Source organism: Lentibacillus amyloliquefaciens (genome assembly GCF_001307805.1).
GTDB classification, from domain to species: Bacteria; Bacillota; Bacilli; order Bacillales; family Amphibacillaceae; genus Lentibacillus; species Lentibacillus amyloliquefaciens.
In genome coordinates, this window is sequence record NZ_CP013862.1 from 775038 (window position 1) to 797692 (window position 22655).

General features: G+C 41.7%; 22 protein-coding genes and 2 pseudogenes. 15 read left to right on the forward strand and 9 right to left on the reverse strand.

Translation table 11 applies throughout. From position 1 onward, the window contains the following. Positions 1-38: 38 nt before the first annotated feature. Positions 39-1169, forward strand: a complete 1131-nt coding sequence (gene solA / locus AOX59_RS03855; protein ID WP_068442078.1) for an N-methyl-L-tryptophan oxidase — start codon at positions 39-41, stop codon at positions 1167-1169. 375 nt (positions 1170-1544) lie between these two features. Further along, positions 1545-2018, forward strand: coding sequence for a tyrosine-type recombinase/integrase (locus tag AOX59_RS03860; RefSeq protein ID WP_068442080.1), 474 nt, complete (start codon positions 1545-1547; stop codon positions 2016-2018). Positions 2019-2065: 47 nt separating this feature from the next. Here the strand turns inward: AOX59_RS03860 and AOX59_RS03865 are convergent, their stop codons facing one another. The 4 genes from AOX59_RS03865 to AOX59_RS03875 all read right to left on the reverse strand — a co-directional run bounded on the left by AOX59_RS03865 (position 2066) and on the right by AOX59_RS03875 (position 5478). Further along, the gene (locus AOX59_RS03865) at positions 2066-3349 is read right to left on the reverse strand and encodes a M20/M25/M40 family metallo-hydrolase (protein WP_335338775.1); all 1284 of its coding nucleotides are present in this window, start codon (positions 3347-3349) and stop codon (positions 2066-2068) included. Between the two features lie 9 nt (positions 3350-3358). Next, positions 3359-3670 carry a hypothetical protein gene (locus tag AOX59_RS20560; RefSeq protein WP_335338776.1) on the reverse strand — a complete coding sequence of 104 codons (312 nt, stop codon included), beginning with the start codon at positions 3668-3670 and terminating at the stop codon, positions 3359-3361. A 79-nt stretch (positions 3671-3749) separates the two neighbouring features. Next, positions 3750-4541 carry a dimethylarginine dimethylaminohydrolase family protein gene (locus AOX59_RS03870; protein ID WP_068442082.1) on the reverse strand — a complete coding sequence of 264 codons (792 nt, stop codon included), beginning with the start codon at positions 4539-4541 and terminating at the stop codon, positions 3750-3752. 67 nt (positions 4542-4608) lie between these two features. After that, on the reverse strand, positions 4609-5478 hold the full coding sequence (locus AOX59_RS03875) for a dimethylarginine dimethylaminohydrolase family protein (protein ID WP_068442085.1): 870 nt from the start codon (positions 5476-5478) through the stop codon (positions 4609-4611). A gap of 129 nt (positions 5479-5607) precedes the next feature. Here AOX59_RS03875 and AOX59_RS03880 point away from each other — a divergent pair, with 129 nt between their 5' ends. The 4 genes from AOX59_RS03880 to AOX59_RS03890 all read left to right on the forward strand — a co-directional run bounded on the left by AOX59_RS03880 (position 5608) and on the right by AOX59_RS03890 (position 8854). Next, positions 5608-6351, forward strand: coding sequence for an IclR family transcriptional regulator (locus AOX59_RS03880; RefSeq protein WP_068442089.1), 744 nt, complete (start codon positions 5608-5610; stop codon positions 6349-6351). A 313-nt stretch (positions 6352-6664) separates the two neighbouring features. After that, positions 6665-8137, forward strand: a complete 1473-nt coding sequence (locus tag AOX59_RS03885) for an alanine/glycine:cation symporter family protein (RefSeq protein WP_237049368.1) — start codon at positions 6665-6667, stop codon at positions 8135-8137. Positions 8138-8139: 2 nt separating this feature from the next. Further along, entirely contained in the window at positions 8140-8298 is a 159-nt protein-coding gene (locus AOX59_RS19525; protein WP_156418636.1) for a hypothetical protein, read from the forward strand. Between the two features lie 187 nt (positions 8299-8485). Next, entirely contained in the window at positions 8486-8854 is a 369-nt protein-coding gene (locus tag AOX59_RS03890; protein ID WP_068442095.1) for a hypothetical protein, read from the forward strand. Between the two features lie 75 nt (positions 8855-8929). On the opposite strand, the gene AOX59_RS03895 is transcribed toward AOX59_RS03890, so the two are convergent. The 3 genes and pseudogenes from AOX59_RS03895 to AOX59_RS03905 all read right to left on the reverse strand — a co-directional run bounded on the left by AOX59_RS03895 (position 8930) and on the right by AOX59_RS03905 (position 11477). Beyond that, positions 8930-9412: a hypothetical protein gene (locus AOX59_RS03895; protein WP_068442097.1), complete on the reverse strand. Its 483-nt coding sequence runs from the start codon at positions 9410-9412 to the stop codon at positions 8930-8932. Beyond that, on the reverse strand, positions 9412-10200 hold the full coding sequence (locus AOX59_RS03900; RefSeq protein WP_068442100.1) for a DUF3100 domain-containing protein: 789 nt from the start codon (positions 10198-10200) through the stop codon (positions 9412-9414). The genes AOX59_RS03895 and AOX59_RS03900 overlap by 1 nt, the downstream gene beginning before the upstream one ends. Before the next feature lie 18 nt (positions 10201-10218). Next, positions 10219-11477, reverse strand: a pseudogene (locus AOX59_RS03905) (M20/M25/M40 family metallo-hydrolase). A gap of 408 nt (positions 11478-11885) precedes the next feature. On the opposite strand from AOX59_RS03905, the gene AOX59_RS03910 reads away from it, so the two are divergent. From AOX59_RS03910 to AOX59_RS03925, 4 genes are read left to right on the forward strand one after another with little or no spacing between them, the layout of a single operon-like run. After that, complete coding sequence (locus AOX59_RS03910) at positions 11886-12482, forward strand: TetR/AcrR family transcriptional regulator (protein WP_068442103.1); 597 nt, start codon at positions 11886-11888, stop codon at positions 12480-12482. Then, on the forward strand, positions 12475-13791 hold the full coding sequence (locus tag AOX59_RS03915; protein WP_068442106.1) for a purine-cytosine permease family protein: 1317 nt from the start codon (positions 12475-12477) through the stop codon (positions 13789-13791). Before AOX59_RS03910 ends, AOX59_RS03915 begins: the two co-directional genes overlap by 8 nt. Next, a complete protein-coding gene (locus AOX59_RS03920) occupies positions 13788-14879 on the forward strand; it encodes an S-methyl thiohydantoin desulfurase family protein (protein WP_068442109.1) in 1092 nt (363 codons plus the stop codon). Before AOX59_RS03915 ends, AOX59_RS03920 begins: the two co-directional genes overlap by 4 nt. Positions 14880-14882: 3 nt before the next feature. Beyond that, on the forward strand, positions 14883-16439 hold the full coding sequence (locus AOX59_RS03925; RefSeq protein ID WP_068442112.1) for an ROK family protein: 1557 nt from the start codon (positions 14883-14885) through the stop codon (positions 16437-16439). 269 nt (positions 16440-16708) lie between these two features. On the opposite strand, the pseudogene AOX59_RS03930 reads toward AOX59_RS03925, so the two are convergent. Continuing rightward, positions 16709-17193, reverse strand: a pseudogene (locus AOX59_RS03930) (IS630 family transposase); the annotation flags it as partial. A gap of 60 nt (positions 17194-17253) precedes the next feature. Then, the gene (locus AOX59_RS03935) at positions 17254-18534 is read right to left on the reverse strand and encodes a serine hydrolase (protein ID WP_068442117.1); all 1281 of its coding nucleotides are present in this window, start codon (positions 18532-18534) and stop codon (positions 17254-17256) included. Between the two features lie 169 nt (positions 18535-18703). On the opposite strand from AOX59_RS03935, the gene yhfZ reads away from it, so the two are divergent. The 5 genes from yhfZ to AOX59_RS03960 are packed head-to-tail and all read left to right on the forward strand — an operon-like array spanning position 18704 to position 22650. Next, positions 18704-19636, forward strand: coding sequence for a GntR family transcriptional regulator YhfZ (yhfZ, locus tag AOX59_RS03940; protein ID WP_068442120.1), 933 nt, complete (start codon positions 18704-18706; stop codon positions 19634-19636). 34 nt (positions 19637-19670) lie between these two features. Further along, positions 19671-20045 carry a PRD domain-containing protein gene (locus AOX59_RS03945; protein ID WP_068442123.1) on the forward strand — a complete coding sequence of 125 codons (375 nt, stop codon included), beginning with the start codon at positions 19671-19673 and terminating at the stop codon, positions 20043-20045. Positions 20046-20047: 2 nt separating this feature from the next. Further along, a complete protein-coding gene (locus AOX59_RS03950) occupies positions 20048-20407 on the forward strand; it encodes a DUF2620 domain-containing protein (protein ID WP_068442126.1) in 360 nt (119 codons plus the stop codon). Positions 20408-20426: 19 nt separating this feature from the next. Beyond that, the gene (locus tag AOX59_RS03955) at positions 20427-21719 is read left to right on the forward strand and encodes a YhfT family protein (protein WP_068442129.1); all 1293 of its coding nucleotides are present in this window, start codon (positions 20427-20429) and stop codon (positions 21717-21719) included. A gap of 19 nt (positions 21720-21738) precedes the next feature. After that, positions 21739-22650 (forward strand): phosphotriesterase family protein, encoded by a 912-nt coding sequence (locus AOX59_RS03960; protein ID WP_068442131.1) that lies wholly within the window; start codon positions 21739-21741, stop codon positions 22648-22650. Positions 22651-22655 lie beyond the last annotated feature (5 nt).

Sequence of the window (22655 nt, forward strand, 5' to 3'; positions counted from 1 at the left end):
ATATCAATGTTTAAAAACATTGGAAAGAGGTGTTATTTATGGATGCTGATGTGGCAATTGTGGGTGTAGGTACGATGGGAAGCATGGCAGCATGGCAGTTGGCAAAAGCTGGTATCTCCGTTATTGGTTTCGAACAGTTTGGTATAGGCAATGACCGGACGGCTGCTGGAGGAGAGTCCCGATTATTTAGGACAGCTTATATGGAAGGAAAGGAGTACGTCCCACTTTTATTTGAAGCAAAAAATTTGTGGCGGGAACTGGAGGCCGAAACAGATCGCGAGCTTTTAACATTAAATGGCGGATTGACAATTGGGGATCCGGATACCGATGTTATGCAAAGCTTATTAAAAAGCATTCATGAATTTGAGTTGGATCATGAAATACTCCAGGGTAAAGAAGCGACAGAGCGTTTTCCGCAACACCGTTTATTTTCGGAAGAGATCATGGTTTTAGACAAAAATGCGGGTTTTCTGCGGCCTGAACTGGCAGTCGTTTCTGCTATTGAGCGGGCAGAATCTTTAGGTGCAGACATTAAACGTTATACAACCGTGCAGGGTGTTTATCCGGGCAAAAATGGTGTTACAATTGTTGCCAACGATAAAGAGTTTCACTTTGGAAAAGTATTAATCACGACCGGTGCCTGGACTTGGAAGTTATTGCCGCGATTAAGAGATCAATTGATTGCCAGACGTTTGGTCCTAACGTGGTTTGCACCAAAAAATGTTGAAGAATTTCAGCCAGATAAGTTCCCTGTTTTTGCCCGCATGCGTAAGGGCTATCGTCTGACAGGGGCACCAACTCTCGACGGAACAATGGTAAAAGCGTCTAATACAAAAAATCCGGACACTGTACCGGAACCGGATAATCTAAACCGTGATGTCAGCATTGAGGAACTTCAAGAAGTCGGTGAGGCAGTCGAAAAGCTTTTGCCAGGCCTGACTCCTAATCCTGTTCGAGCTAGTGTTTACATGGATGCTTACACAGAGGATGATCATTCCATTGTAGGCACCCTCCCGGGAATGGATAATACGTTTCTCATAAGTGGCTTTTCAGGTCACGGTTTTAAAATGTCCCCTGTTATCGGAAAGATTGCAGCGGACCTAATTACAGAGGGAGAAACAAAGCACTCAATCGGACATCTTGACCCGTACAGATATGCGAATGCTTAGTAAATGTTCAGAATAGAATTGAGATATTGCTGGAGTTAGTCAACTGTATAATTTTAGCACAACTATCCCTTTAACCGAGAGAGCGACGAGGGTTGAAGATCCTGAAATAGTTCAGATAATTTTGACGCAGCCATATATGACGTGATCGTGTATAACAACTAGTACAATTATGCTGAGGCAATGCTTGAGGTGGTCGGGCGCAATGTCGAATTATCACAAGTAGTTGCTTGACCGTTGTGGTCTTATGATGAAGTAAGTGCAATCGCTTCTCATTATAGTCATACATGCAGCGGGGTTAGATAAACGTCGAATAATCCCCATCCACATACGATGGGGGTTATTTGATGCTAAGTTATTGTCTTAGATGATAATCATATGCGTTATTATGCTTTAGCTACAATCTTTACATATGCCGGGCTTAGGTTATCAGAAGCACTGGATTCGCATCTTCATGATGTTCATCTGGTGACAAGAGAAATTGTGGTGAGAAATGGAAAAGGTGACAAAACGCGAATTGTTTACATGAGTGAAAAGATTCGTATTGCGTTGCAGTCCTGGTTGAAGGAAAGGAAAGAAAAAGGAATAGATTGTAATTATCTGTTTCCGAGTAATCAAAATCAGCAACTTGATCGAACTGTTGTTAATACAGCTTTTCAACGATACTCTAAAATCGTTGGCAAGAAAATTACCCCTCATGTGTTAAGGCACTTCTTTTGTTCCAATGCCATTAATAAAGGTATGAGTATTTATGAAGTGGCAAACCAGGCTGGACATTCCAATATTCACACGACATTGTTGTATACAAACCCTACTAAAACAGAAATGTTGGATAAAATGGACCAACTGTAAACAAGCTCATTGACAAATTTTCTATCTATCTGTCCCCCACGTACCGGTTAGCAGAATAACTGGCTGATCAAGCGTTCAAGCATCGCAGGTGTGTGTTGGAATGCGCTTTGTTTGTGCAGGCGTTCGGTCATTTGGTGCGGGTCTTTGCCGAAGGGTCCGACGTTTAACACGGGCGCCTGCAGCTGTTGCATACTTTCAAATGGGATATAGTAGTCCGTGCCCCAGACTGGTAAATTTTTTTCGTAGCTGACCCAGCCCTCGTCTGTACTCTGGTAACTGACATAGCTGAGGTCGCAGATACCGTTAAAATAATGGATTGGCTTCAAATCAATGCCGTAATGTTCACCCATGTCCTCCAGCAACTCGATTGCTTCATTTGTCACGGTTTCTTCTGAAGAATTCACGGCCGGGTAAAATGGTGGCGCGAACAAGAGCACAATTGCCGGGGTGAGCTCCTGGCAGCCAATCATGAGCTGGTCGGCAATCTGGAACGATTTGTCGCGTTCATCCAGTGCGTCATTCGCGCTGACTTCAGCCCGGATGTTTTCCACATAGGCATCCCCGTATTGCTGGCGCGCGTATGTTTCAAGCTCATCGTACCGCAGAACGCGCACGTTCCCGATGCCATCAACCTGCTCGTGTTCACAAATTTTTTGATAGGAGGCATTACAGGCGTCGGCGGCATCATTGGCTGTTCGTTCGAACAAATCCATAATATCGCTGGCAGGCCGCTGCAGTAGGAAGACGTTATATAAGGCTTGGGCACGTGCTGGCGTCTGTGTTGAATAATATTGTTTCAAGTCGCGCTGCTGCAAGGAAACCGGAAGTGGGGTCCGCTCGCCGAGATGTTCTTCCTGAAAGAGCGGGTTCCACTCCATCCGCGGTGTGAAAAAGGATGCGATAAAGTTGGCGGTCATGCCTTTCAACGGCTCGCCGACATGCGATTCTTTTCCGTAAAACAAAGCAGCGGGCATGATTTTGCCCATCGTTCCGGAATAAATATAGTGATTCGTATCGCCGGGCTTTTGCGTGAATGATGGTTCGCTGTTCAAAAATAGCTGGTAATCAAGGTCGTAATTATACTGCAGGTCGATCATGGTACTGACGGCTCTTCGCATACCGGATGAATTGACTTCCTCATCAGGCACGGTCACTAACAGCAGATTGATTGGCCATTGTTCTATACTTGCTTTTTCCAAAAGTGCCATGTGCATCGCGAGGCCCATTTTCATATCCATCGTGCCGCGCCCAAACAAATAGTTTCCGGCCTCCAGATCGTGGACGGCATCCTGATCAAGAATACCTTTGTACGCCTGCAGTGCTTCCGTCAATTTTTCCGGCTAATAGGCAAGTGGTTGCAGCTCGCCGTACTCTTCAGTCTGTACGGTGTCAAAATGACTGATCAGGACGACGGTTTGTTTAATGTCGTCGCGTTTATACAGTGCGGTTAAATACGCACGCCCAAGATCAGCTTGGTGCAAACTGATACGGTCTGGATGTTCCTGAAAATGGGCAAGTGCTCTCAGTTTGGCATGTGTTTTATCTGGAAAGCTTTTTTCCCCCTCTGAAAATGTCTCACTATTCCAGCTCACCAGCTCACAAAGTAGGTTTTCCAGGTCTTTGGGCGCGGACCATTTGCGGTTTTCCATCATGATCCTCCTCTCGAAATCAGCATTTTTCCCTATGATTCGCTTTTTTCACAAAATAAGCTGACATTTAAAAAGGCAGCTCTCAGTTGTCAACGGTAATTTTCATAACTTTAAATCTCAAGGATAGGCAGCTCAGTCCACCATCCTGTTTTTGGAATTCAGACATGTCAAGTGCGATGGTCGGGTATCCGGCGGCTTCAATTTTATGTTTGGCTTCCGGGTAGCCTTCCGGGATGATGACGGTATCGTTGACTCGGATGCAGTTGGCAGCATACCGCTCGTTATTGCTTATGACCAGTTTATCGTAGGAAGCAAAGTCCGGATGGTCGATAAATTCACCGGCGACAACCATTCGATTATCCCCAAGGTAGGCGACGCCTGTTTTCAGGTGAAAAAATGTTTTTAACGGGACGATGGTTGCCTGATAGCTGAATTGTTCGACGATGGCTTTAAACTGACGGGCACCTGCCTCATTCGTGCGGTCGGAGATACCGATGTAAAATTGGTCTTCCGCCTGTAGCACGTCACCACCATCCAGCGTGCCGGGTGGTTCGATATAATGAATGGTTTGATAAAACCCGCGGACGATAGGGTCCATCAATTTTTTTTCCTGATTGCGGGAAGTGGCGCCCGGATTGGTAATAACAGCAAATTCTTCTGTTAAAACGGCGTTATCTTCCACAAAAGTAGAGTCAGGAAAATCCTCACTCGATGCAAGCTTTGTCACCTCAACGCCACACCTCTTCAGTGCATTCACGTACTCGGCATGCTGATTGAGCGTTTTTTCATAATCCGGTGTGCCAAGATTGGATGTCGTCAGTCCTTGGGTATAACTTTTGCCGGGTGTTTTGACAATAACATTGGAAAAATCCATTCGTATTCCCCCTCATAATGCTTCATTATTTGCTTGTTCTGTCCGCTTGACCGTGCATTTTTTCAGTTCAGTCCCTAATAACCGGGGAGGTCAGACATGTCGGGCCGCCGGTACCTTTATATGAGATTTCATTTCCTTCATATTCGTAAACGGTTGCTCCAGCGTGTTCAAGTTTTTGTCTGGTTTGTTCATTTTCTGATGGCAACACGCAGATACGCGGTGCGAGGGCAAGCACGTTGCAGCCGAGTGTTTCGTATTCATCGGCGGGCACTTCGATGAGTGTGAATCCCTGCTCGAGCAAATACTTGCGGAAAAAGACCGGCATCAGCGGCGAATAGACGACAGCTAGGTCCTGATCGACGATGCTGATAATGGACATGAGATGCAGACATTCGTCTTCACCCCGGTCATGCGGCAACGGAACTTCGATAAAATTATCGACGAATGGCTCGGTTATCCTTTTCAGCTGCCGGATGGCCTCACGGTTTGTGCGGTAGCCAAGCCCGATGGCTAATTTGCTATCGTCCAGCCAGACGAGGTCACCGCCATCACCAACCGCATCCCCGGTCAGTTCGCCGATAATCGGAATGGCTTGTTCTATAAGATACGCTTTCATTTCTGCGGCTTCCGCCTGCCGGATACTTTTGCCCGATTTTAGGATAATGGCACCGTCGCGGGTGAATTTCACCGGATCATGCGCGTAAATCGAATCAAGACCGGTCTGATTGGTTGTCGGCAGATAATCGATTTGATCAACATGAGTCTTTAGAATGCGAATGAATGCATGGTACTCCGCCAGCGCTTTGTCATAATTCGGAACATCAATATAGTTAAATGTCCGCCACTGATCCTCCAGATTTGCCTGGCTGATGAATGCTTGTTCGGGATGCTTTACAATGACGTGTTTTAGTCGCTTGTACATTGATGTGCAGTACATAAGGCCCCTCCATTTCCGTATAATGAAAAAGTTTTTCATTTATTGAAAAATTGGTAATTTCATTATAGCGGCGTCTTTGCTATAATGTCAATATGAACCGCTAACATAAGACGAGAGAGTTGGTTGAGGATGCAGTCAATTGACAGGGCGATGACGATTATCGGTATTCTACTGCGGAATTCGCCGAAAAATAAACTGACGATTTCGGAACTTGCCGAAGAGACGGATCTTCCAGTGAGCACGCTGCATCGCATTCTGAAAGCAATGATTAAGCACCGGATGATTGAACAGGATGAGCGAACAAAGCAGTATGGAATTGGCAATATCTGGTTGGAATATGGTCTATTAATCTATGACACGATCGATTATGTCAGTCAAACGCGGCCAGTGCTGGAAAATTTGATGAAGCAACTGCAGGAAAGTGTATATTTATATAAACCAATGGGTGATGAGTCGATGATTATTGAAAGGATTGATGATACCTCGAGTGCTATCCGTGTTTATGACAAAATTGGTCTGCGCATCCCGATGGATACCAGCGCAGCCAATCATGTGATGTTGGCATTCATGACACCGGACAAGCGGGATGCGTGTGTTCGCCGGCTGCTTCCGGAAAATGATCAGGCTGCCTTCCAGAATTATCTGGAAGAAGTACGGGAAAAGGGATATGCTGAGAGTGATAATGAGCGAATTGAAGGTACGACATCCATTGCAGCGCCCATCACCAATTTGAACGGCGATGTTCACGGCGCGGTTGGTATCCGGGTAATTAGTTTTAATTTGACTGCAAAACGAAGGCAATTTTTAGCCGACGGGGTGAAAGTTGCCGCTGGGAAAATCACCGGCACGTTCGGCCGCCAGAAGCTGAACTGAATGGGGAAGGAATAGTGTAAAACTTAACAGAAGGGAGACGCTTGGCACGAAATGCTAAGCGTTTATTTTTTGTGATATTTTGAAAATTAACGGATGGTTTTATGAATCTACTCATATGTGTAACCATTTTATGGTTAATTTCTCTGTATAGAAATATAGGGGAAATACATTTTGACTTTTAAATAAAGTCTGAAAATTATATTGATTTCAACTGCTTTATCCATTATAATAAGACCATAATTTTCATTAGTCAGAATACTTTTCTGTTATGCGGAAAAGGTTATGCTGGATGATATATAAAGGGGAGATTATTGTGAGCTGGGTCGAGTTTATTGTCCAGGATGTTTTATGGGGAATGCCGCTCATCATTACTATTCTGACAGTAGGGGTTTTTCTGTCACTGAAAACACGCTTTTTTCAAATCCATCGATTGCCACTCATTTTTCGGAAAAGTATACAGGATATCAAGCGGTCAAACAATAAGCAGGAAGGGGGAGGAGTACTTTCGCCGTTTGAAGCAGTCAGCCTTTCCATAGGTGCTACTGTTGGTGTTGGCAATATTGGGGGAGTGGCAGCGGCGATTGCACTAGGCGGTCCTGGCGCTGTTTTTTGGATGTGGATAGCTGGTCTGGTTGGAAAATTAATTAAAATGACCGAGGTTTCTCTTGCAGTACATTACCGTTCCAGGGATAAAAACGGTGAAGCATATGGCGGTCCAACTTATTATATTCGAAAAGGTTTGTATGAGGAACGTAATCATAAAGTGCTTTATAAAATACTGAATTTCATTTTTATTTTTGGCTTTGGAACCGGATTTGTATTGACTGTACAAAATTATACCGTTTCCGAAGCAGTAGCCACGACGTTTTCAATGAATCACGTTTTGGTCAGTCTTATTTATACGGTGCTCTTGTATATCATGATCAGTGGCGGTCTTTCAGGACTCGGAAAAATTGCAGTCAAGGTTGTCCCGTTCATGATTGTCTTTTATATCTTAGGCGGATTATATATTCTTGCTATTAATATTAATGTACTACCTGATGCGTTTGCGCTGATTGTCAACAGTGCGTTTAATGGTACGAGCGCGGCAGGCGGTTTTGCCGGTGCAGCTGTTGCAGTAGCAATTAAGACCGGTATGTCCCGTGCGGTATTCACGAATGAAGCGGGATGGGGCTCTTCTGCTATGATTCACGCGACAGCAAAAACAGACCATCCAATTCGCCAAGGTATGCTAGGTGCCTTTGAGGTTTTTGTCGATACGTTTGTGATCTGTAGCATTACGTCACTTGTTATTATTGTAACAGGAGCCTGGACAACAGGGCTGGATGGTGCAGAACTGACATTAGCTGCTTTTGAGACAGGTGTTGGCACTACCGGGCGGATGATAATTGCCATCGGTGTTCTCCTGTTCGGACTGACGACATCATCCGGCATCTATGCTCAAATTGAAGTGATTTTGCGATATTTATTGGGTGAATCCCAATGGAAAAAACGTATTTTGACAGTTTATAAGTGGACTTATCCAATTCCAGGTTTTATCTTGGTTATTATTGCCGTTTCCATTGGTATGCCAGGGACGATGGTCTGGCTATTCGCTGACATGACAACAGCTCTTCCTATTTTTGCCAATGTCATCGCCATCTTGATATTAAGTCCAAAGTTCTTTGCACTGCTGAAAGATTTCAAGGTGCGGCATTTGCACAAAGGGGAAGTCGATCCAGATTTCAAGGTGTTTTACGATGATGAGGAAAATAGGAAAGTAACGGAGGAAAAGAAAGAAGCGTAATCTTGCGATCGAATTTGGCATCTGTCTTTATTGATACGGCAGATGCTAATTTTATGAGCCAGGATATACACACGTTAAAGGGTGTGGTGGCATCGGTTAAATCGAAGTATTCATTACCTTCACTTGGCATTCCAGAAGCATTAGTTGTAATTGATAATTAGTTTCTTTAATATATGTACTTCCAACACGATTCATATGAATTGATTAATTCTTCAAAAAAACTAACCTCAGTAAGCGGGATCTGCAGCAGCGAAAGTATCCTGCTCGTGGTGTAAGCATTACCACCAAAATCAAGTCTGGGTATTGATATCACATATTACGGTACGCCATCAGGTTGATAGTCATAGTATGAATGGAAGAGGACTTACAAAAGACAACGCCAGAACGCTTTTTCCGAATAATAAATTAGAAAGGCTCTATCTACTATACGCTGAAACTGTGTTGGAATTAAGACAATATATTGAATTTGCCATGGAGGAAATGTATGGTGTTGGCTGGTTCATTGCAGCACCAGTAGCGATGAAATACAAACCATATAGAAAGCATTTCGATTCCTTTGATTATCATGAACTTATATCCATGATTCAGCCATACTCCTGCTTTGAGGATATTCCTGGAGATGTGTACTCGCAGATGCTAAAGACCGTTCCAACTCGAAATAAAATTGCTCATTATAAAATTGTAATTGAAGCAGAAAAGGTAACAATTGAAGATTAATTAAGGAGGCACAAATCAATGGAAAAGGTATAATGATTGGGGAGGCATAGGAACAGTTCCTATGCCTCTCAACTGCTATTCTGCCAAAAACAATCCTAGTTGGCCAAGCAAGGCACTACCTGCATAGGTTCCGGTAAAAACAAACACGGCAACGATGGCAACTTTCCAGCTCGTTTTCCGAAGATCTACCAGACGGTTTGCTACAGAGATCCCGGCAAATGTTAGTATCGGAGTTGTGATGGAAAGGAAATCGACTGCTTGGATTGCTTGAACGAAAAAGTCAGAAACCAAACATAGGGTTAAAGAAACAATGGATACCCATCCCAGAATCGGAAAATCACGTATTATCTTTGCAGGGAATTTTTGCATCAAGTCAGACACAAAAATTCCAATCATGGAAAACAGCCACAAAACACCAAGTCCAATAATTGTCATACCGGTAACTGGGGTGGAATCGGGGTTTTTCAGCAGTTTTATTTCCTGTGTAAACAAAATCATGAAGACGCTTAATAGAATAATCAGCCCGAGTTTGCCGTATCTGCGGAAGTCCGGATTCATTATTTGTCACCCCTAATCAAAAATTTATACATAAACTGCTGTAATGGAGCTGCCAAGAATACCATCGTAAACGTGCCAACAAAACTTGTTAAAAGCTGACTGGCAGCGGCATAGGCCAAAATCGTGCTCTCCATTTCCGGTAAGCGCGCAGCCAACGTTGCTGATGCAGCACTCATCATACTTCCTGAACCAACACCAGATGCCATTGCCAATGCTTCCGGACTAAACCCGATATCAAGCAAAATGGGTGCAAACACACTAAAGAAAACGGCACCAAACAATGTTCCAATAATGTAGATGGATAATACCCCTCTGCCTTCTTTGGATTCAAGCGTATATTTTTCGGAAATATAGGCAAGTTCGCCTTCACGTCCAATACCCAACGTAGCCCCTATTGCTTCACGTCTTAGCCCAAGAGTAATTGCAATAGGCAAACCAATCAAAACCGTTCCAAGGTTACCAAATTCCTGAATGAGAAAAACCCATCCTACCTCTAAAATATCTCGAATCTGTGGGGCAACATCTGCTCCATAACGCGCCATTAATGGAAGCATGATAAACAGCAAGTATTTTCCGGCAAAATGGACATTCTCATCACTATATACCTTTTTCCAAAAACCAGCACGGAAAATTTTAAAACCGAGAAACATCGTGATTAAAATAGCAAAAACCAACGGAAGAAGGCTAACTGTAAATGGACCAATCGGGATTGACTGAAATCCGATCATCTCTGAAATAGTAATAACTGCAAGTGCAAAAATGATTAAATAGACAAAGTTTCGCTTCATTGTAAATCCCACTCCCATTTAGTCGACAATTGAATGAATAAGTTGTAAATAGTCATCATAAGTATTTTTGTATAACCTGGAATGATCAATTCTTCCGTTCATCTTTTCCAGTACTTGCGACAAAAACCTTGGAAAAACCTCGAACATGAATTCTGGATCGGTATCGATAAAGTCATTTCCATGAATCGTACCGGTAAAGCCGCTGTAGCCAATTTGAATGCATGGCATCATAATTGACAGATCACCAATATCACCTGCGGCACTGATAAAGTCTTCATTAATAATGGTGTCAATTTCCTTGTTTTCGTCAAATGCCTGTTGGACAAAGCTGGACAAGTATCGGTCTTGGATAAATGGCACATAACCCATTTGAGTATGGGTGTCAACTTCCCCTGCAAAGCAACCGCACTACCGTTAGCGGCATCATCCAATTTAGCTGCGGCTTCTTTCAGATAGTCTACACTTTTTGTCCGGAGATCTGTCCCAACGGTTACCTGACTTGGTATGACATTTGTCGACATGTCAGAATCAATTACTATCGGATTGATGCGAACATGCTCTGTCTCTTTTAGCTGCTGTCTGGTCAATCCAACAGCCGTATTAAATAACGTTGACATGTTATAAGCATTTACTGATGAAAAAGGATCAAAACCGGCATGTGTCGCTTTTCCTTTAAATGTATATTTTTTGTAAAGAAACCCGGCAAGATCACAATTGATATTAACAGTTCGCTTGTCAAATTCTCCGCCAATTGCATGGATGCAAATACTTAGATCAATATTATCAAAGACACCAAGCTTCATAGCTTCCGGCTTTCCGCCATAGTGTGAGATTTCCCCTTGTTTTATTAATTCGTCCCGATATGACAAATCCAAATATTCCTCGGCAGGAATAAAAATGAAACTGATATTGTAATCCAGATCTTTGTACGTTTCTGATTGAAACAAATGATTGTACAGGGACAGCGCAATTGCTACTTGTGAATAGTGCCCGCAATTATGTGCAGCACCGGAATTTTTATCGGCGTACATATGTGTTGGTGTATATACTGCGTCCAATTCTGCAATAAAAGCAACATGCAAACCCTTGTCTTGATTCCCTAGAGTGGTCTTAATCCCAGTTGTGCTAAACTCTTCCACTTGAATGTTTGGATTCACTTGTTCCAAAAAATCCAACACAGTTTGTTTGGTTTTTATTTCCTTATAGCCCAATTCAGGATTATGATAAATAGTCGCAGCAACATCTTTTATAGACTGATATTGTTGTTTAAAATGCATGCAAGTCCCTCCAAAGTCTACTTAAAATAATGTTTATTTTAACAGGCTGTATACTTATCGTCAAAAAAGTATTAAATATTCGATTTTTTGTTCCGGAAACTTAAAGCTTGTAAAAACAATCGAACTGAAATAATCACTTCTCTGCAGTTCCAGAGCCGCTATTTGCTCTGCTCGTCATCCTTTCAATATAGTATTTATCACCCGGTTTCTATAGAGCTGGTGGCTTTTTTATTTTGAGTAAAATAGTGATCCAGGTGATTAATCCTACGGGAGCTGATAATTTCAAGCAAAAAATTTCGATTTGTTATTTAACACGTTAAATCATAAAATATTTTTCTAAAAATATTGACGATGCGGAAAAATAGTGCTAATATTTTTACCTAACAAACGTTAAATAGGGGGGAGGACATGACAAGAGATAAGATTATCGAAGCAACCATTGAAAACTTTTCGGAATATGGATATCAAGGAACATCGATGAGAAAAATTGCCGAAAAGGTCGGTATTAAGCCAGCATCCATTTATTATTTCTTTAGCAACAAACAAGAACTCTTTATTCAAGCAATTCGGGATATCCTTCGTCATCACTTTGCCAATATGAAAAGAGCCTATGAAGCTCATGAATCAAACTCAATCAACACTTTATTTTCTGAATTATTCAACAGAATTGTTTTTCATCATACGCAAAATGAGGAAGAAACCAAGGCATATATTATGATGGTTACTTCGCCGATCCCTGATATCAAAAATGAGGTTCGCCAATATTTGGAGGAATACGATGCTTGGCTTGTTGATCACCTAACGCATATCATTCGCATCAGGTATCCGCATTTCAATAACTCAGAAATTGAAGCAATCATTGACTATTTTATCTTTATCGGAAATGGCCTGTTCTGGAGCGTTATTATTTACGACCGGAAAACAATTGACAAGAATCTTAAGCAGGCACTCCATTTAATGAATCAATTTTTAAATCAAGCCACAGGGGGTGAGAAAAATGGATAAAGATCAGAAATTAATAGAAGATTATGAGTTGGCCCCGGTTCCTGATGAGAAAAGACAAGGCTGGTTTAAACAAATGTTGGTCTGGATTGGGGGAATTGTTGCTTTATCTGCAACGGCACTAGGGGGAGCTTTAGGCAGTGGAATGGGATTAACGGATGCCATCATTGCTTCAGTTATAGGAACATTTCTTTTATCCATTTTAAGTGCCCTTTGTTGTATTGTCGGGGCTAAAACGGGGCTGTCGACAGCGTTAGTATCATCCTTTGCACTGGGAAGATATGGATCAATGATTGTATCGGTTATTATTGCGATATCATTATTTGGCTGGTTCGGTGTTCAGTTGGATTTATTTGGCTCAAGTCTGAATAAAGTGATTAACGATGTGTTCGGAGTCAATATTGCACCCGGCATCCTCATGATCATCGGCGGCGCACTGATGACACTAACCGCATGCATCGGCTACCGGGCAATCGAGAAACTGAGTACATTTGCTGTGCCGTTGCTTGCCATATTATTAATTGGCTCAGTTTACATGACAAGTAAAAATTTCACATTTGAAGAACTGAATCAAATGCCATTGACATCAGATCCGTTGACGATAGGAATGGCCATTTCATCTATCATTGGATCACTGGCCGTTGGCGCGATTATTGGCCCGGATATTTCCAGATATGCCAAATCCGCTAAAGATGCAGCCATTTCAGCAGTTCTCAGCTATTTTATAGGTTACTGTATTGTTTTAATCATTGCAGCGACCCTGGCCAAGGCAACAAGTGAAGTGGATGTTGTTGCCATCATGATTGGCATCGGCTGGGGGACCGGCGGCATGCTTGTTTTGATTCTTGCGCAATGGACAACGAATAACACGAATATATATTCTTCGGCATTAGGGTTTTCAGTGATATTCAAAAAGATTCCAAAATATATTCTGACGATCATTGCAGGTATGATTGGAACAATTTTTGCTATTTCGGGCATTTACGATCATTTTATTCCATTTTTAAATGTCCTGAGTGTTCTTATACCACCTATCGGAGGTATTTACACAGCTGACTTTATCTTTAGACATCGGGAGTATAACTTTGACAATATTCATCAGATCCCGAATATGCGGGTGCAAAGTCTGATTACTTGGTTTGCTGCGGCAATGCTGGCATTTATGACAACGCCAAGTCCAACCGGTTTTGGCTTATTTACAATCACCGGTGCGCCGGGAATCGATTCCTTTTTAGCAGCGTTTATCATCCAATTGATTATTGGTTTTATGTATAAAAATAAAGAATTAACTGTCAAGGGGGATGCAGCATGAGATTAATTGGAAAAGAAGAAATTGAGAATATCGCAGTTGGTGCAGCATTATTAGGTACCGGCGGCGGGGGTGACCCATTTGTCGGTAAAATGATGGCCCTGCAAGCAGTCGAAGAACATGGACCAGTTAAGTTACTGGATATAACGGAAATAGATGATGAAGACGTCATTGTACCGTCTGCAATGATGGGGGCCCCAACTGTTCTGGTGGAGAAAATCCCAAGCGGCAATGAAGCACTTGAAGCCTTCCGCTCTTTAGAAAAAGTTTTAAACAAAGAAATAAAAGCAACGATGCCGATTGAAGCCGGTGGCGTCAATTCATTACTGCCGGTAGCTCTTGCTGCCAGTACCGGACTGCCTATCGTGGATGGCGATGGTATGGGAAGGGCTTTTCCGGAATTGCAGATGGTCACTTTCTATTTGAACGGTGTCAGCACCACGCCAATGGTTTTAGCCGATGAGAAAGGCAACAGTACCGTTCTGAATACCGTCGATGGCAAATGGGCTGAAAAAATTGCTCGGTCAGCCACAATGGTAATGGGAGGATCTGTCATGAATGCCATCTACCCAATGACAGGGAAACAGGTAAAGGACGCAAGCATTTACCGCACCTTAACATTGGAAGAAAAAATCGGCCGGACCATCCAGGAAGCAAAAGGGAATAAGAAAAACCCGATTGAGGAAGTTTTACAATTATTAGATGGCATGACGTTATTTTCAGGGAAAGTTACCGATATTGAACGAAGGACAGATGGCGGGTTTGTGCGTGGTACGGCAACCATTGAAGGACTGGATTACAACAAAGGTGAGAATGGCTATTTGGAATTTCAAAATGAAAACCTGTTACTCAAAACAGATCATGATGTTCTATGCATGACCCCTGATTTAATTTGTGTTCTCGATACGGAAACCGCACTTCCAATGACAACAGAAGGATTGCGATATGGTGCACGAGCAACGGTGATTGGCATACCGGCCGATGAAAAGTGGCGCACGGAAAAAGGGATTGAAGTAGCTGGTCCGCGCTACTTTGGCTATGATTACGATTTTATACCAGTCGAAACACTAAATGAAAGGCAGGGGGAGTAAACAATGAAGTTTCGTTTAGGCATTGATGTCGGTGGTACCAATACAGACGGTGTCCTGTTAGACAGAAATATGAATGTCGTTCATTCTTTAAAAACCCCAACAACAGGTGACGTTGAAACAGGAATCTATAATACAATCAATCAGCTTGTTACAAATGCGCAAGCAGATGTTGAAAATATTGAATTTGCGATGCTTGGCACAACCCAGTGTACCAATGCGATTGTGGAAAGAAAGAATTTGAATAAAGTCGCCATTATTCGTATTGGTGCGCCTGCCGGAACTGCCATTAAACCACTTGCAGGCGTTCCGGACGATTTAAAAGCCATTCTGGGGAATTATACGTATATGGTAGAAGGTGGTCACGAGTTTAACGGTGATGAAATTTCATCCTTAAATGAAGATAAAATTCGCTTAATCGCTGAAGAAATAAAAGGCAGCGTCGATTCCATCGCAGTCACTTCAATCTTTTCACCGGTGAGTAAAAGTCACGAAACACAAACCGAGGAAATTTTACGGGAAGTATTGGGCGATGATATTTCGGTTTCGCTTTCCAGTGAAGTCGGAAGCATGGGCTTATTAGAGCGTGAAAATGCAACTATATTAAACGCTTCGATTATTAATGTCGCCAAAAAGACTGCTGAAGGGTTTGAGAAAGCATTAAACACAAAAGGAATTGATGCAAAAGTTTTCTTCTGCCAAAATGATGGCACATTAATGTCCAAAGATTATACCTTAAAATATCCGATATTAACTGTTGCGTGCGGTCCAACGAACAGTTTGCGCGGTGCATCTTTCTTATCAGATAACAAAGATGCGATCATTGTTGATGTCGGCGGGACAACGACAGACATCGGCGTATTGACAAAAGGCTTCCCAAGACAGTCCTCCATTGCGGTTGAACTTGGCGGCGTCCGTACTAATTTCCGCATGCCTGATATTCATTCCATCGGCCTGGGTGGCGGCACGATCATTCACCTTGAAGATGATGATCAATTCAAGATAGGACCCGATAGCGTCGGACACCGAATCCAGGAGGAAGCTCTGGTATTTGGCGGTTCCACCCTTACAGCTACGGATGTTGCCGTTGCGCTTGGGAAAGTAACGCTCGGGAACCCTGAAAATGTAAATCACTTGAACCGCGACTTGTTAACTGCCATTTATCAGCGCATGACAGAAATGGTGGAAGAGTCGATTGATAAAATAAAAACAAGTGCTGACAATATGCCGGTTGCTCTAGTCGGGGGCGGAAACGTATTATTTCCGGACAAATTAAAAGGTGCGGCCGAGGTATATAAACCTGAAAACGGCGGCGTGGCAAATGCCATTGGGTCCGCCATTTCACAAATCAGCGGTGAAATTGAGAAAATTTACGCCATCAGCCCAGAGAACCGGGAAGAGATTCTAAACAGTGCTAAAGATCTCGCAATCAACGAAACAGTCAAGGCTGGTGCCGATAGCGAAAATGTCGAAATTGTTGATATTGAAAATGTACCGTTAGCTTATCTGCCGGGAAATGCAACAAGAGTTAAAATAAAAGCTGCTGGAGATCTAGCGATATAGAATAAGTAAATCACCAAAGGACAGAAAACTATCATTGCTGAAATTTGTCTACGACAGCAACTTGGTAAATAAAATCACCGCAAAGCACAAAGTTGTGTGCTTTGCGGTGATTTATTGGTTGGACGACTTGGTTGCACACCTATTCTTTTTCAAATTTTGTCATTTATGTCGAAAAAATTATTGTATAGGGTCAAATGGCTTGAATAGAGCAGGTAGATTTTTTGTTCCAATTGAAATGGCCAACTAGTAGATTGTTTCATAAATAACACTTAACCCAGTAATGAATCTAACCCATAACTCCAACGAAAAGGAACTGGATCATTGACTTCCTGCAAGTAAAGTTCGATACGTTCTCTCAGTTCTTCCTTTGGAATTAACCCTGATGGCGCAGGAAACTCTTACTCATCTTGGCAAAGAATGATTCAATGATATTAAGCCAGGAGCCATGTTTAGGCGTGAACACAAATTCAAAGCGGTTTGGTACTGTCTCCAGGTAAGCACGTGTTTCCCTGGATATATGAGCTGAGTGGTTATCCAGGACAATTTGAATACGCAGATTAGGATCGTAGTACTCATCCAGATCTTTCAGAAACTCAACAAACTCCTTGCTGCGATGGCGCTCTTCGACTTTACCGATGACTTCACCGGTTACCAGATCAATGCCTGCCAGCAGACTGAGTGTTCGGTGACGGACATATTCCGAATCACGGCTAAGCGTTGGATGCTTTCCGGGTACAGGCGGCAAATCAGGTGCCTTATTCTAATCTTTGGTATATTTAATGACATGATCTAAACATCTACCTCTACCCGTAATTTATTCATCAATCGAACTATAAACAGTATTTGCAATTTGCTTTGAAAGTGCACCTGTACTTGGATAGGATCCATTTTCGAGAGGTCCATTATTTTGTTTGTTAGTAAGTACAATGATTTGAAGATTGTATTTAGGATCAAACATTACTTGTGTACCTGTAAATCCTGTATGACCATAGGCTTGTGCTGAATGTTTATTCCCCATGTACCATTCCTTATTCTTCTCCCAACCGTAACCTTGACCAAATCGCTGCTGAGATGTAAATTCCCTTATCACCTTTTTGTTATATAAATCTATTTTTCCGTAATTGCCATTGTTCAGCATTGTCTGTCCAAGAACTGCAAGGTCACGTGCAGTTGAAAAAAGACCGGCATGACCTGCCACGCCGTTGTTTGCATAATAGCTGTTTCCGTCATTAACTTCACCCTGAAGCGTGTAATTCCTCCATTGAGCAAACTCATCAGCATCTTCCTCTACATAGTAGCCAAAATTGGAGTCATCTATCATTTTGTATTCATAGACATTTCCAAAAGACGTCGCAGCGATTTTTTTGTTTGTATTTTCCACAGCGTTAAACATTGTATCTTTCATTTTTAAAGGTTTATAAATATTTTCTTGTAAGTATTCATCCAGTCTCTGATTGGTAACATTTTCAATTACGAATGCGAGGGTCATAAAGCTGAAATCGCTGTAGCGGCGATCAGTGCCAGTCACATATTCAAGAGAAAGATTGTTGATATAATTCAGTACTTCCTCAGGATTATCCGCATATAAATAGGTTGGCTTCCAAGGGGTTAAACCAGACGTATGTGTTAATAAGTCTTCGATTGTTATTGCACCTTTACCGTTTTTGGCAAACCCAGGGATATATTCGGAAACTTTATCATCTACAGAAATTTTTCCTTCTGAGACAAGTTTCATAATCCCTTGTGTTGTGCCCATTACCTTCGTGACAGACGCAAGGTCAAATATCGTTTTTTTCTTCATTTTTTCCGGATTTTTTAATAATGCACCCATATCGTATTTTTTTGCATAACCGTAAGCATTTTCTAATATAATTTTACCGTCTTTTGCAATAAGAACGACAGCACCCGGAGTTACTTGGTCGTCGATAGCTTCTTGTACAATACCATTAATTTCGGTTAACTTTGCTTTATCCATGCCGACACTTTGTGGAGATCCATGGCTCAATTTGTTTTGTCCGGTTTCAGCATAGACAGGGCTAAACGAAAGAGATAACAATAGTACTAAAACCAATACAACGATAGAAGTTCTTCTCATATTAAACCTCCATTTATTTTAAGAATATACGAATAATTCAGTAAAAAGATACCACAGATTGAATGCGATTACAATATTTTAATAATTTTGTACTTATTGTTGATATGTATTTGTGAAAGCGCTATAATTACAATATACAATATTTTGTACATTGAAGAGGAGATTGAAATTGAAAGGAATTTGGGAAAATTTATATTCGAAAAATGGCCTTGCAGCTAAAGAGATTGCGAAAATGTTAATTCCTATTGAAAAAGGAAACAGGATCCCTAGAATTGATGACTTTGCACAAAAGTTATCATTAGGACGCGGTACAGTACAGGGCGGATTAAATGTTTTAGAGAATATGCACGCTGTTGAGATTGAATCAAGAGGGCACTTAGGATCCTACTTAATTAATAAAGATGAATATTTACTGAAGGAAGTCGCCGGTGTGAATTCTTATCTGGGGGCTATGCCACTTCCTTACTCTAAACTGTACGAAGGTTTGGCCACCGGTTTAATTGAAGTTTCGGATAAAAAATTAAATCGAATTAATTTGGCGTACATGAGGGGGGCAAAAAAAAGAATAGAAGCATTAAAAGCCCGCAGATGTGACTTTGTAGTTATGTCTGGCCTGGCTGCTGAAGATGAAATGAAAGAAGATAATACGTTACAGATAATCCAAAGCTTTGGGCCCTTTACGTATGTCAGTTCTCATAAGGTTTTTTTAGCAAATTCGAAGAATGATCGTATTAAAGATGGTATGCGCGTCGGAATTGATTATACATCAACTGACCAGTCGAAATTAACTCTTCTGGAATGTAAGGGTAAAAATGTCGAATTCATACCGGTGAACTATATGCAACTGTTTGAGCAGTTGTTAAATGGCAGTATCGATGCAGCTGTCTGGAACTCAGATGAAATCAAAGCCGCAGAAAAACTGAAAAGAATCGATTTTCATTCTGAACAGGCTAATCTATTATCTGAAAAAGCTTCAACTTCCGTTATTTTAATGGAAAAGGAGCGAGAGGATATAGGGGAGTATTTAACTGAATTGGATACAAGAAGGGTTACAGAAATTCAAAAAATGGTGCTTGATAATAAAAAGTTGCCGCATTATTAGTGAAAATGGTTAGTTGATCAAGGAGGAATTACTGGTGGAACTGCAGGAACTTGAGAATAGACTTAATATATTACTGGAACAAGAGGTTATTGATGAGCATGCATATGCTGTAACCATAGATGCATATAAAGAAGTTATCAATCTATTGAATATTGAAAGATTAGAGCAGGGTGAAATGCTATTCACTCATCTACCAATGGCTCTAACCAGAATAGGAAATGGTGAGGAAGTTGAAGGACCAGATTCTGGAATGATGCAGGAGGTGAAAAATTCCTCTAACTACCCAAAGGCAAAGAGTCTACTGGGTTTTGTTGAACGTAATTGGGTAAAATCGTTGCCTCAGGAAGAGAAAGATTTTTTAAAATTGCACTTTACGAATGTGCTTAACATTAATGAAGGAGTGAAGTAAAAATGAAAATTGTAATAGGCGGACAAGTTGAAAAAAAAGAGATTGAAGGGATGGTTAAAGAATTTGATGATACGATTGAAACGGTCATTAAATCAGATATGGATGGTGCAATGCTTATAAAGTCGGGCCAAGCTGATTATTATTTAGGTGCTTGTCACACTGGCGGCGGTGGCGCATTGGCAATGACAATTGCGATTGCAGGAAGAGAGGTTTGTGAAACTGTTTCGATGCCGGGTAGAAAACCGAACGAAGAGCAGATTATTCAAGCAGTGAAGGACGGGAAGAAAGCTTATGGTTTTACGGGGGATCATGCGGAGACAGCTGTTCCTTTAATACTGAAGGCTATTAGAGATAAGGGATAAAATACGAGGGGGATAATTTATGGGAATGTTTTTCGTCATTCTAATTGGTGCGATAGCTGCAGTACTGGCTAATCGAAATATTGCGGTTTTTAATGATGGACTGCGACCAATTGTATCGGAACACATTGAAGGCAAATTAAGCCGCAGAGAACTGGGGCTCACAGCATTTGCGATGAGTTTTGGACTTGTAATCGGATTTGGTATTCCGTTCACATTATCCGCAAGTATTATCTTAATACACAGCATACTTCTTGGGACGGATATTATCGGTATTGTAGCCCCTAAAAACAAATGGGGAACACCGGTTGCTGCATTAATCGGAGGTATCTATGGTTGGGGACTCATGGCAGGTTTAGAAGGTTTTGTGAAATTATTTGACTATTTACCTGTGAATTTTCTGGAACCGATGGGCCAGGTAGGAGATCCGGTAGTCGTAACATTTATGGCGTTTCCGGCCTTAGCTGTTGCTATGCAGTTCAGTGTTAAAAAAGGTATTATAACATTTGCTGCGGCTGCACTTATGAGACAGCTTGCCGTATTTGTCAATGAAGGTGAATATATTTCAATAGGCGGTAATGCCGTAGCCATCAATCAGGAGGGGATGGCACTCATTGTCGGCATGATTTTCCTATTCGCATTTGCGATGAAACAAAAACCGGATGGTGACGCATCAATAGATTTGGCATCTGTATTTAGTGAAAAGGTAAAAGAAATCAAGAAAAACGTGGCGTATTTTATGGTGATAGGTGCCCTTATTGCTGGTGCCACGAATATGCTTTTGATGGCTGGTGATCCCATTTCATTAAACTTGCTTGCAGATGGGAACCAGACTGATGCCGGGATTGCAGCTGCTGCAAGAGCTATTGGTTTCATTCCGTTGGTTGCCAGTACAGCTATTGCCACTGGGGTATATAGTCCGGTCGGATTCACTTTGATATTCGTAATAGGACTATTCTCACCTAATGTATGGCTTGCCGTAGTTTTAGGGGCTTTGATGATCTTTCTTGAAGTTATGTTACTTAACTATATTGCGAAATTTCTTGATAAGTATCCGGGGGTCAGAGATTCTGGTGAAAACATCCGGAGTGCGATGACGAAACTGCTTGAAGTAGCATTGCTTATTGGTGGTGCAAACGCGTCTAACGCAATTGCTCCAGGGTTTGGCTTTTTCTTCATAGCAGGGTTTTACTTGCTTAACGAAGCAGCAGGGCGCCCGATTGTACGAATGGCAGTAGGACCTGTCGGAGCTATAGCAGTGGGTATTATTGCCAATATATTGGTAGGACTCGGAATTATGTCTATCCCGCAATAATGGATTAGGAGTGACTTGGATGATACAAACTGTTAATGGAAAAATAGATAAAAATAACTTTGGTATTTGTGCTGCGCATGAGCATTTATCGATTGATTTATCCAGGGTGAAAAGTGATCCTGATACGATACTTGATGATGTACCAGGAATGGAGGAAGAACTGAATCACTTCTATACTGCTGGGGGGAGTTCTCTCGTTGAATTAACCAATGATGGAATGGGAAGAGATGTGAAACGACTGAAGCACTTAAGTGAAAAATCAGATATTCATATTGTAACTTGCACCGGGTTCTATAAAGATCCTTTTATTCCTCAGTTTGCGCAAGGATGGGACCAGGATCAGTTTGCTCATCATTTTATAAACGAAATAAACGATGGTATTGAAGGAACTAGTATTTACCCAGGAGTGATTGGAGAAGTTGGAACAAGTAACAACGAAATAAAGCCAATTGAAAAGGAGCTGCTGTTAGGTTCGGGTAAAGCGGGTGTGGAGACTGGTTTAACAGTCTCTACCCACACAACGCTTGGCACAATGGGTAGTAAGCAAGTCAACATGCTTGTTGGACTTGGCCTGCCTGCCAATCAGATTGTGGTAGGACATCAGGATCTTAATCCAAATAAAGAAGAAGTCCTGGATGTACTTAAATCAGGTGTATATATTGGCTTTGATACAATTGGAAAAAATAACTACCGTCCGGATAAGGACCGGTTATCGTTTCTGTTGGATTTTATCGAGAAGGGCTTTCATAAACAAATACTGCTTTCTGCGGATCTGACGAGAAAATCTCATTGGAAAAAACATGGTGGTCCGGGGTACGATTTAGTGCTGAATGACTTTATACCGGCATTACGAAAACATGGTGTTTCAGATGACATCATATCGGATTTACTGATAAATAATCCGGCAAAGGCTTATTCAATAAAGGAGTAATCATA

Coding starts and splice junctions, on each gene's coding strand:
- AOX59_RS03870 (WP_068442082.1), bottom strand. CDS start 4,541: ATGGATTTTTCCAATGTTATTGTCAAAACACCCGGCAAAAGTTATACC.
- AOX59_RS03910 (WP_068442103.1), top strand. CDS start 11,886: ATGACAAGAGATAAGATTATCGAAGCAACCATTGAAAACTTTTCGGAA.
- AOX59_RS03935 (WP_068442117.1), bottom strand. CDS start 18,534: ATGAGAAGAACTTCTATCGTTGTATTGGTTTTAGTACTATTGTTATCT.
- AOX59_RS03860 (WP_068442080.1), top strand. CDS start 1,545: ATGCGTTATTATGCTTTAGCTACAATCTTTACATATGCCGGGCTTAGG.
- AOX59_RS03925 (WP_068442112.1), top strand. CDS start 14,883: ATGAAGTTTCGTTTAGGCATTGATGTCGGTGGTACCAATACAGACGGT.
- solA (WP_068442078.1), top strand. CDS start 39: ATGGATGCTGATGTGGCAATTGTGGGTGTAGGTACGATGGGAAGCATG.
- AOX59_RS03895 (WP_068442097.1), bottom strand. CDS start 9,412: ATGAATCCGGACTTCCGCAGATACGGCAAACTCGGGCTGATTATTCTA.
- AOX59_RS03955 (WP_068442129.1), top strand. CDS start 20,427: ATGGGAATGTTTTTCGTCATTCTAATTGGTGCGATAGCTGCAGTACTG.
- AOX59_RS03900 (WP_068442100.1), bottom strand. CDS start 10,200: ATGAAGCGAAACTTTGTCTATTTAATCATTTTTGCACTTGCAGTTATT.
- AOX59_RS03890 (WP_068442095.1), top strand. CDS start 8,486: ATGAATGGAAGAGGACTTACAAAAGACAACGCCAGAACGCTTTTTCCG.
- AOX59_RS20560 (WP_335338776.1), bottom strand. CDS start 3,670: ATGATGGAAAACCGCAAATGGTCCGCGCCCAAAGACCTGGAAAACCTA.
- AOX59_RS03950 (WP_068442126.1), top strand. CDS start 20,048: ATGAAAATTGTAATAGGCGGACAAGTTGAAAAAAAAGAGATTGAAGGG.
- AOX59_RS03920 (WP_068442109.1), top strand. CDS start 13,788: ATGAGATTAATTGGAAAAGAAGAAATTGAGAATATCGCAGTTGGTGCA.
- AOX59_RS03875 (WP_068442085.1), bottom strand. CDS start 5,478: ATGTACTGCACATCAATGTACAAGCGACTAAAACACGTCATTGTAAAG.
- AOX59_RS03880 (WP_068442089.1), top strand. CDS start 5,608: ATGCAGTCAATTGACAGGGCGATGACGATTATCGGTATTCTACTGCGG.
- AOX59_RS03960 (WP_068442131.1), top strand. CDS start 21,739: ATGATACAAACTGTTAATGGAAAAATAGATAAAAATAACTTTGGTATT.
- AOX59_RS03915 (WP_068442106.1), top strand. CDS start 12,475: ATGGATAAAGATCAGAAATTAATAGAAGATTATGAGTTGGCCCCGGTT.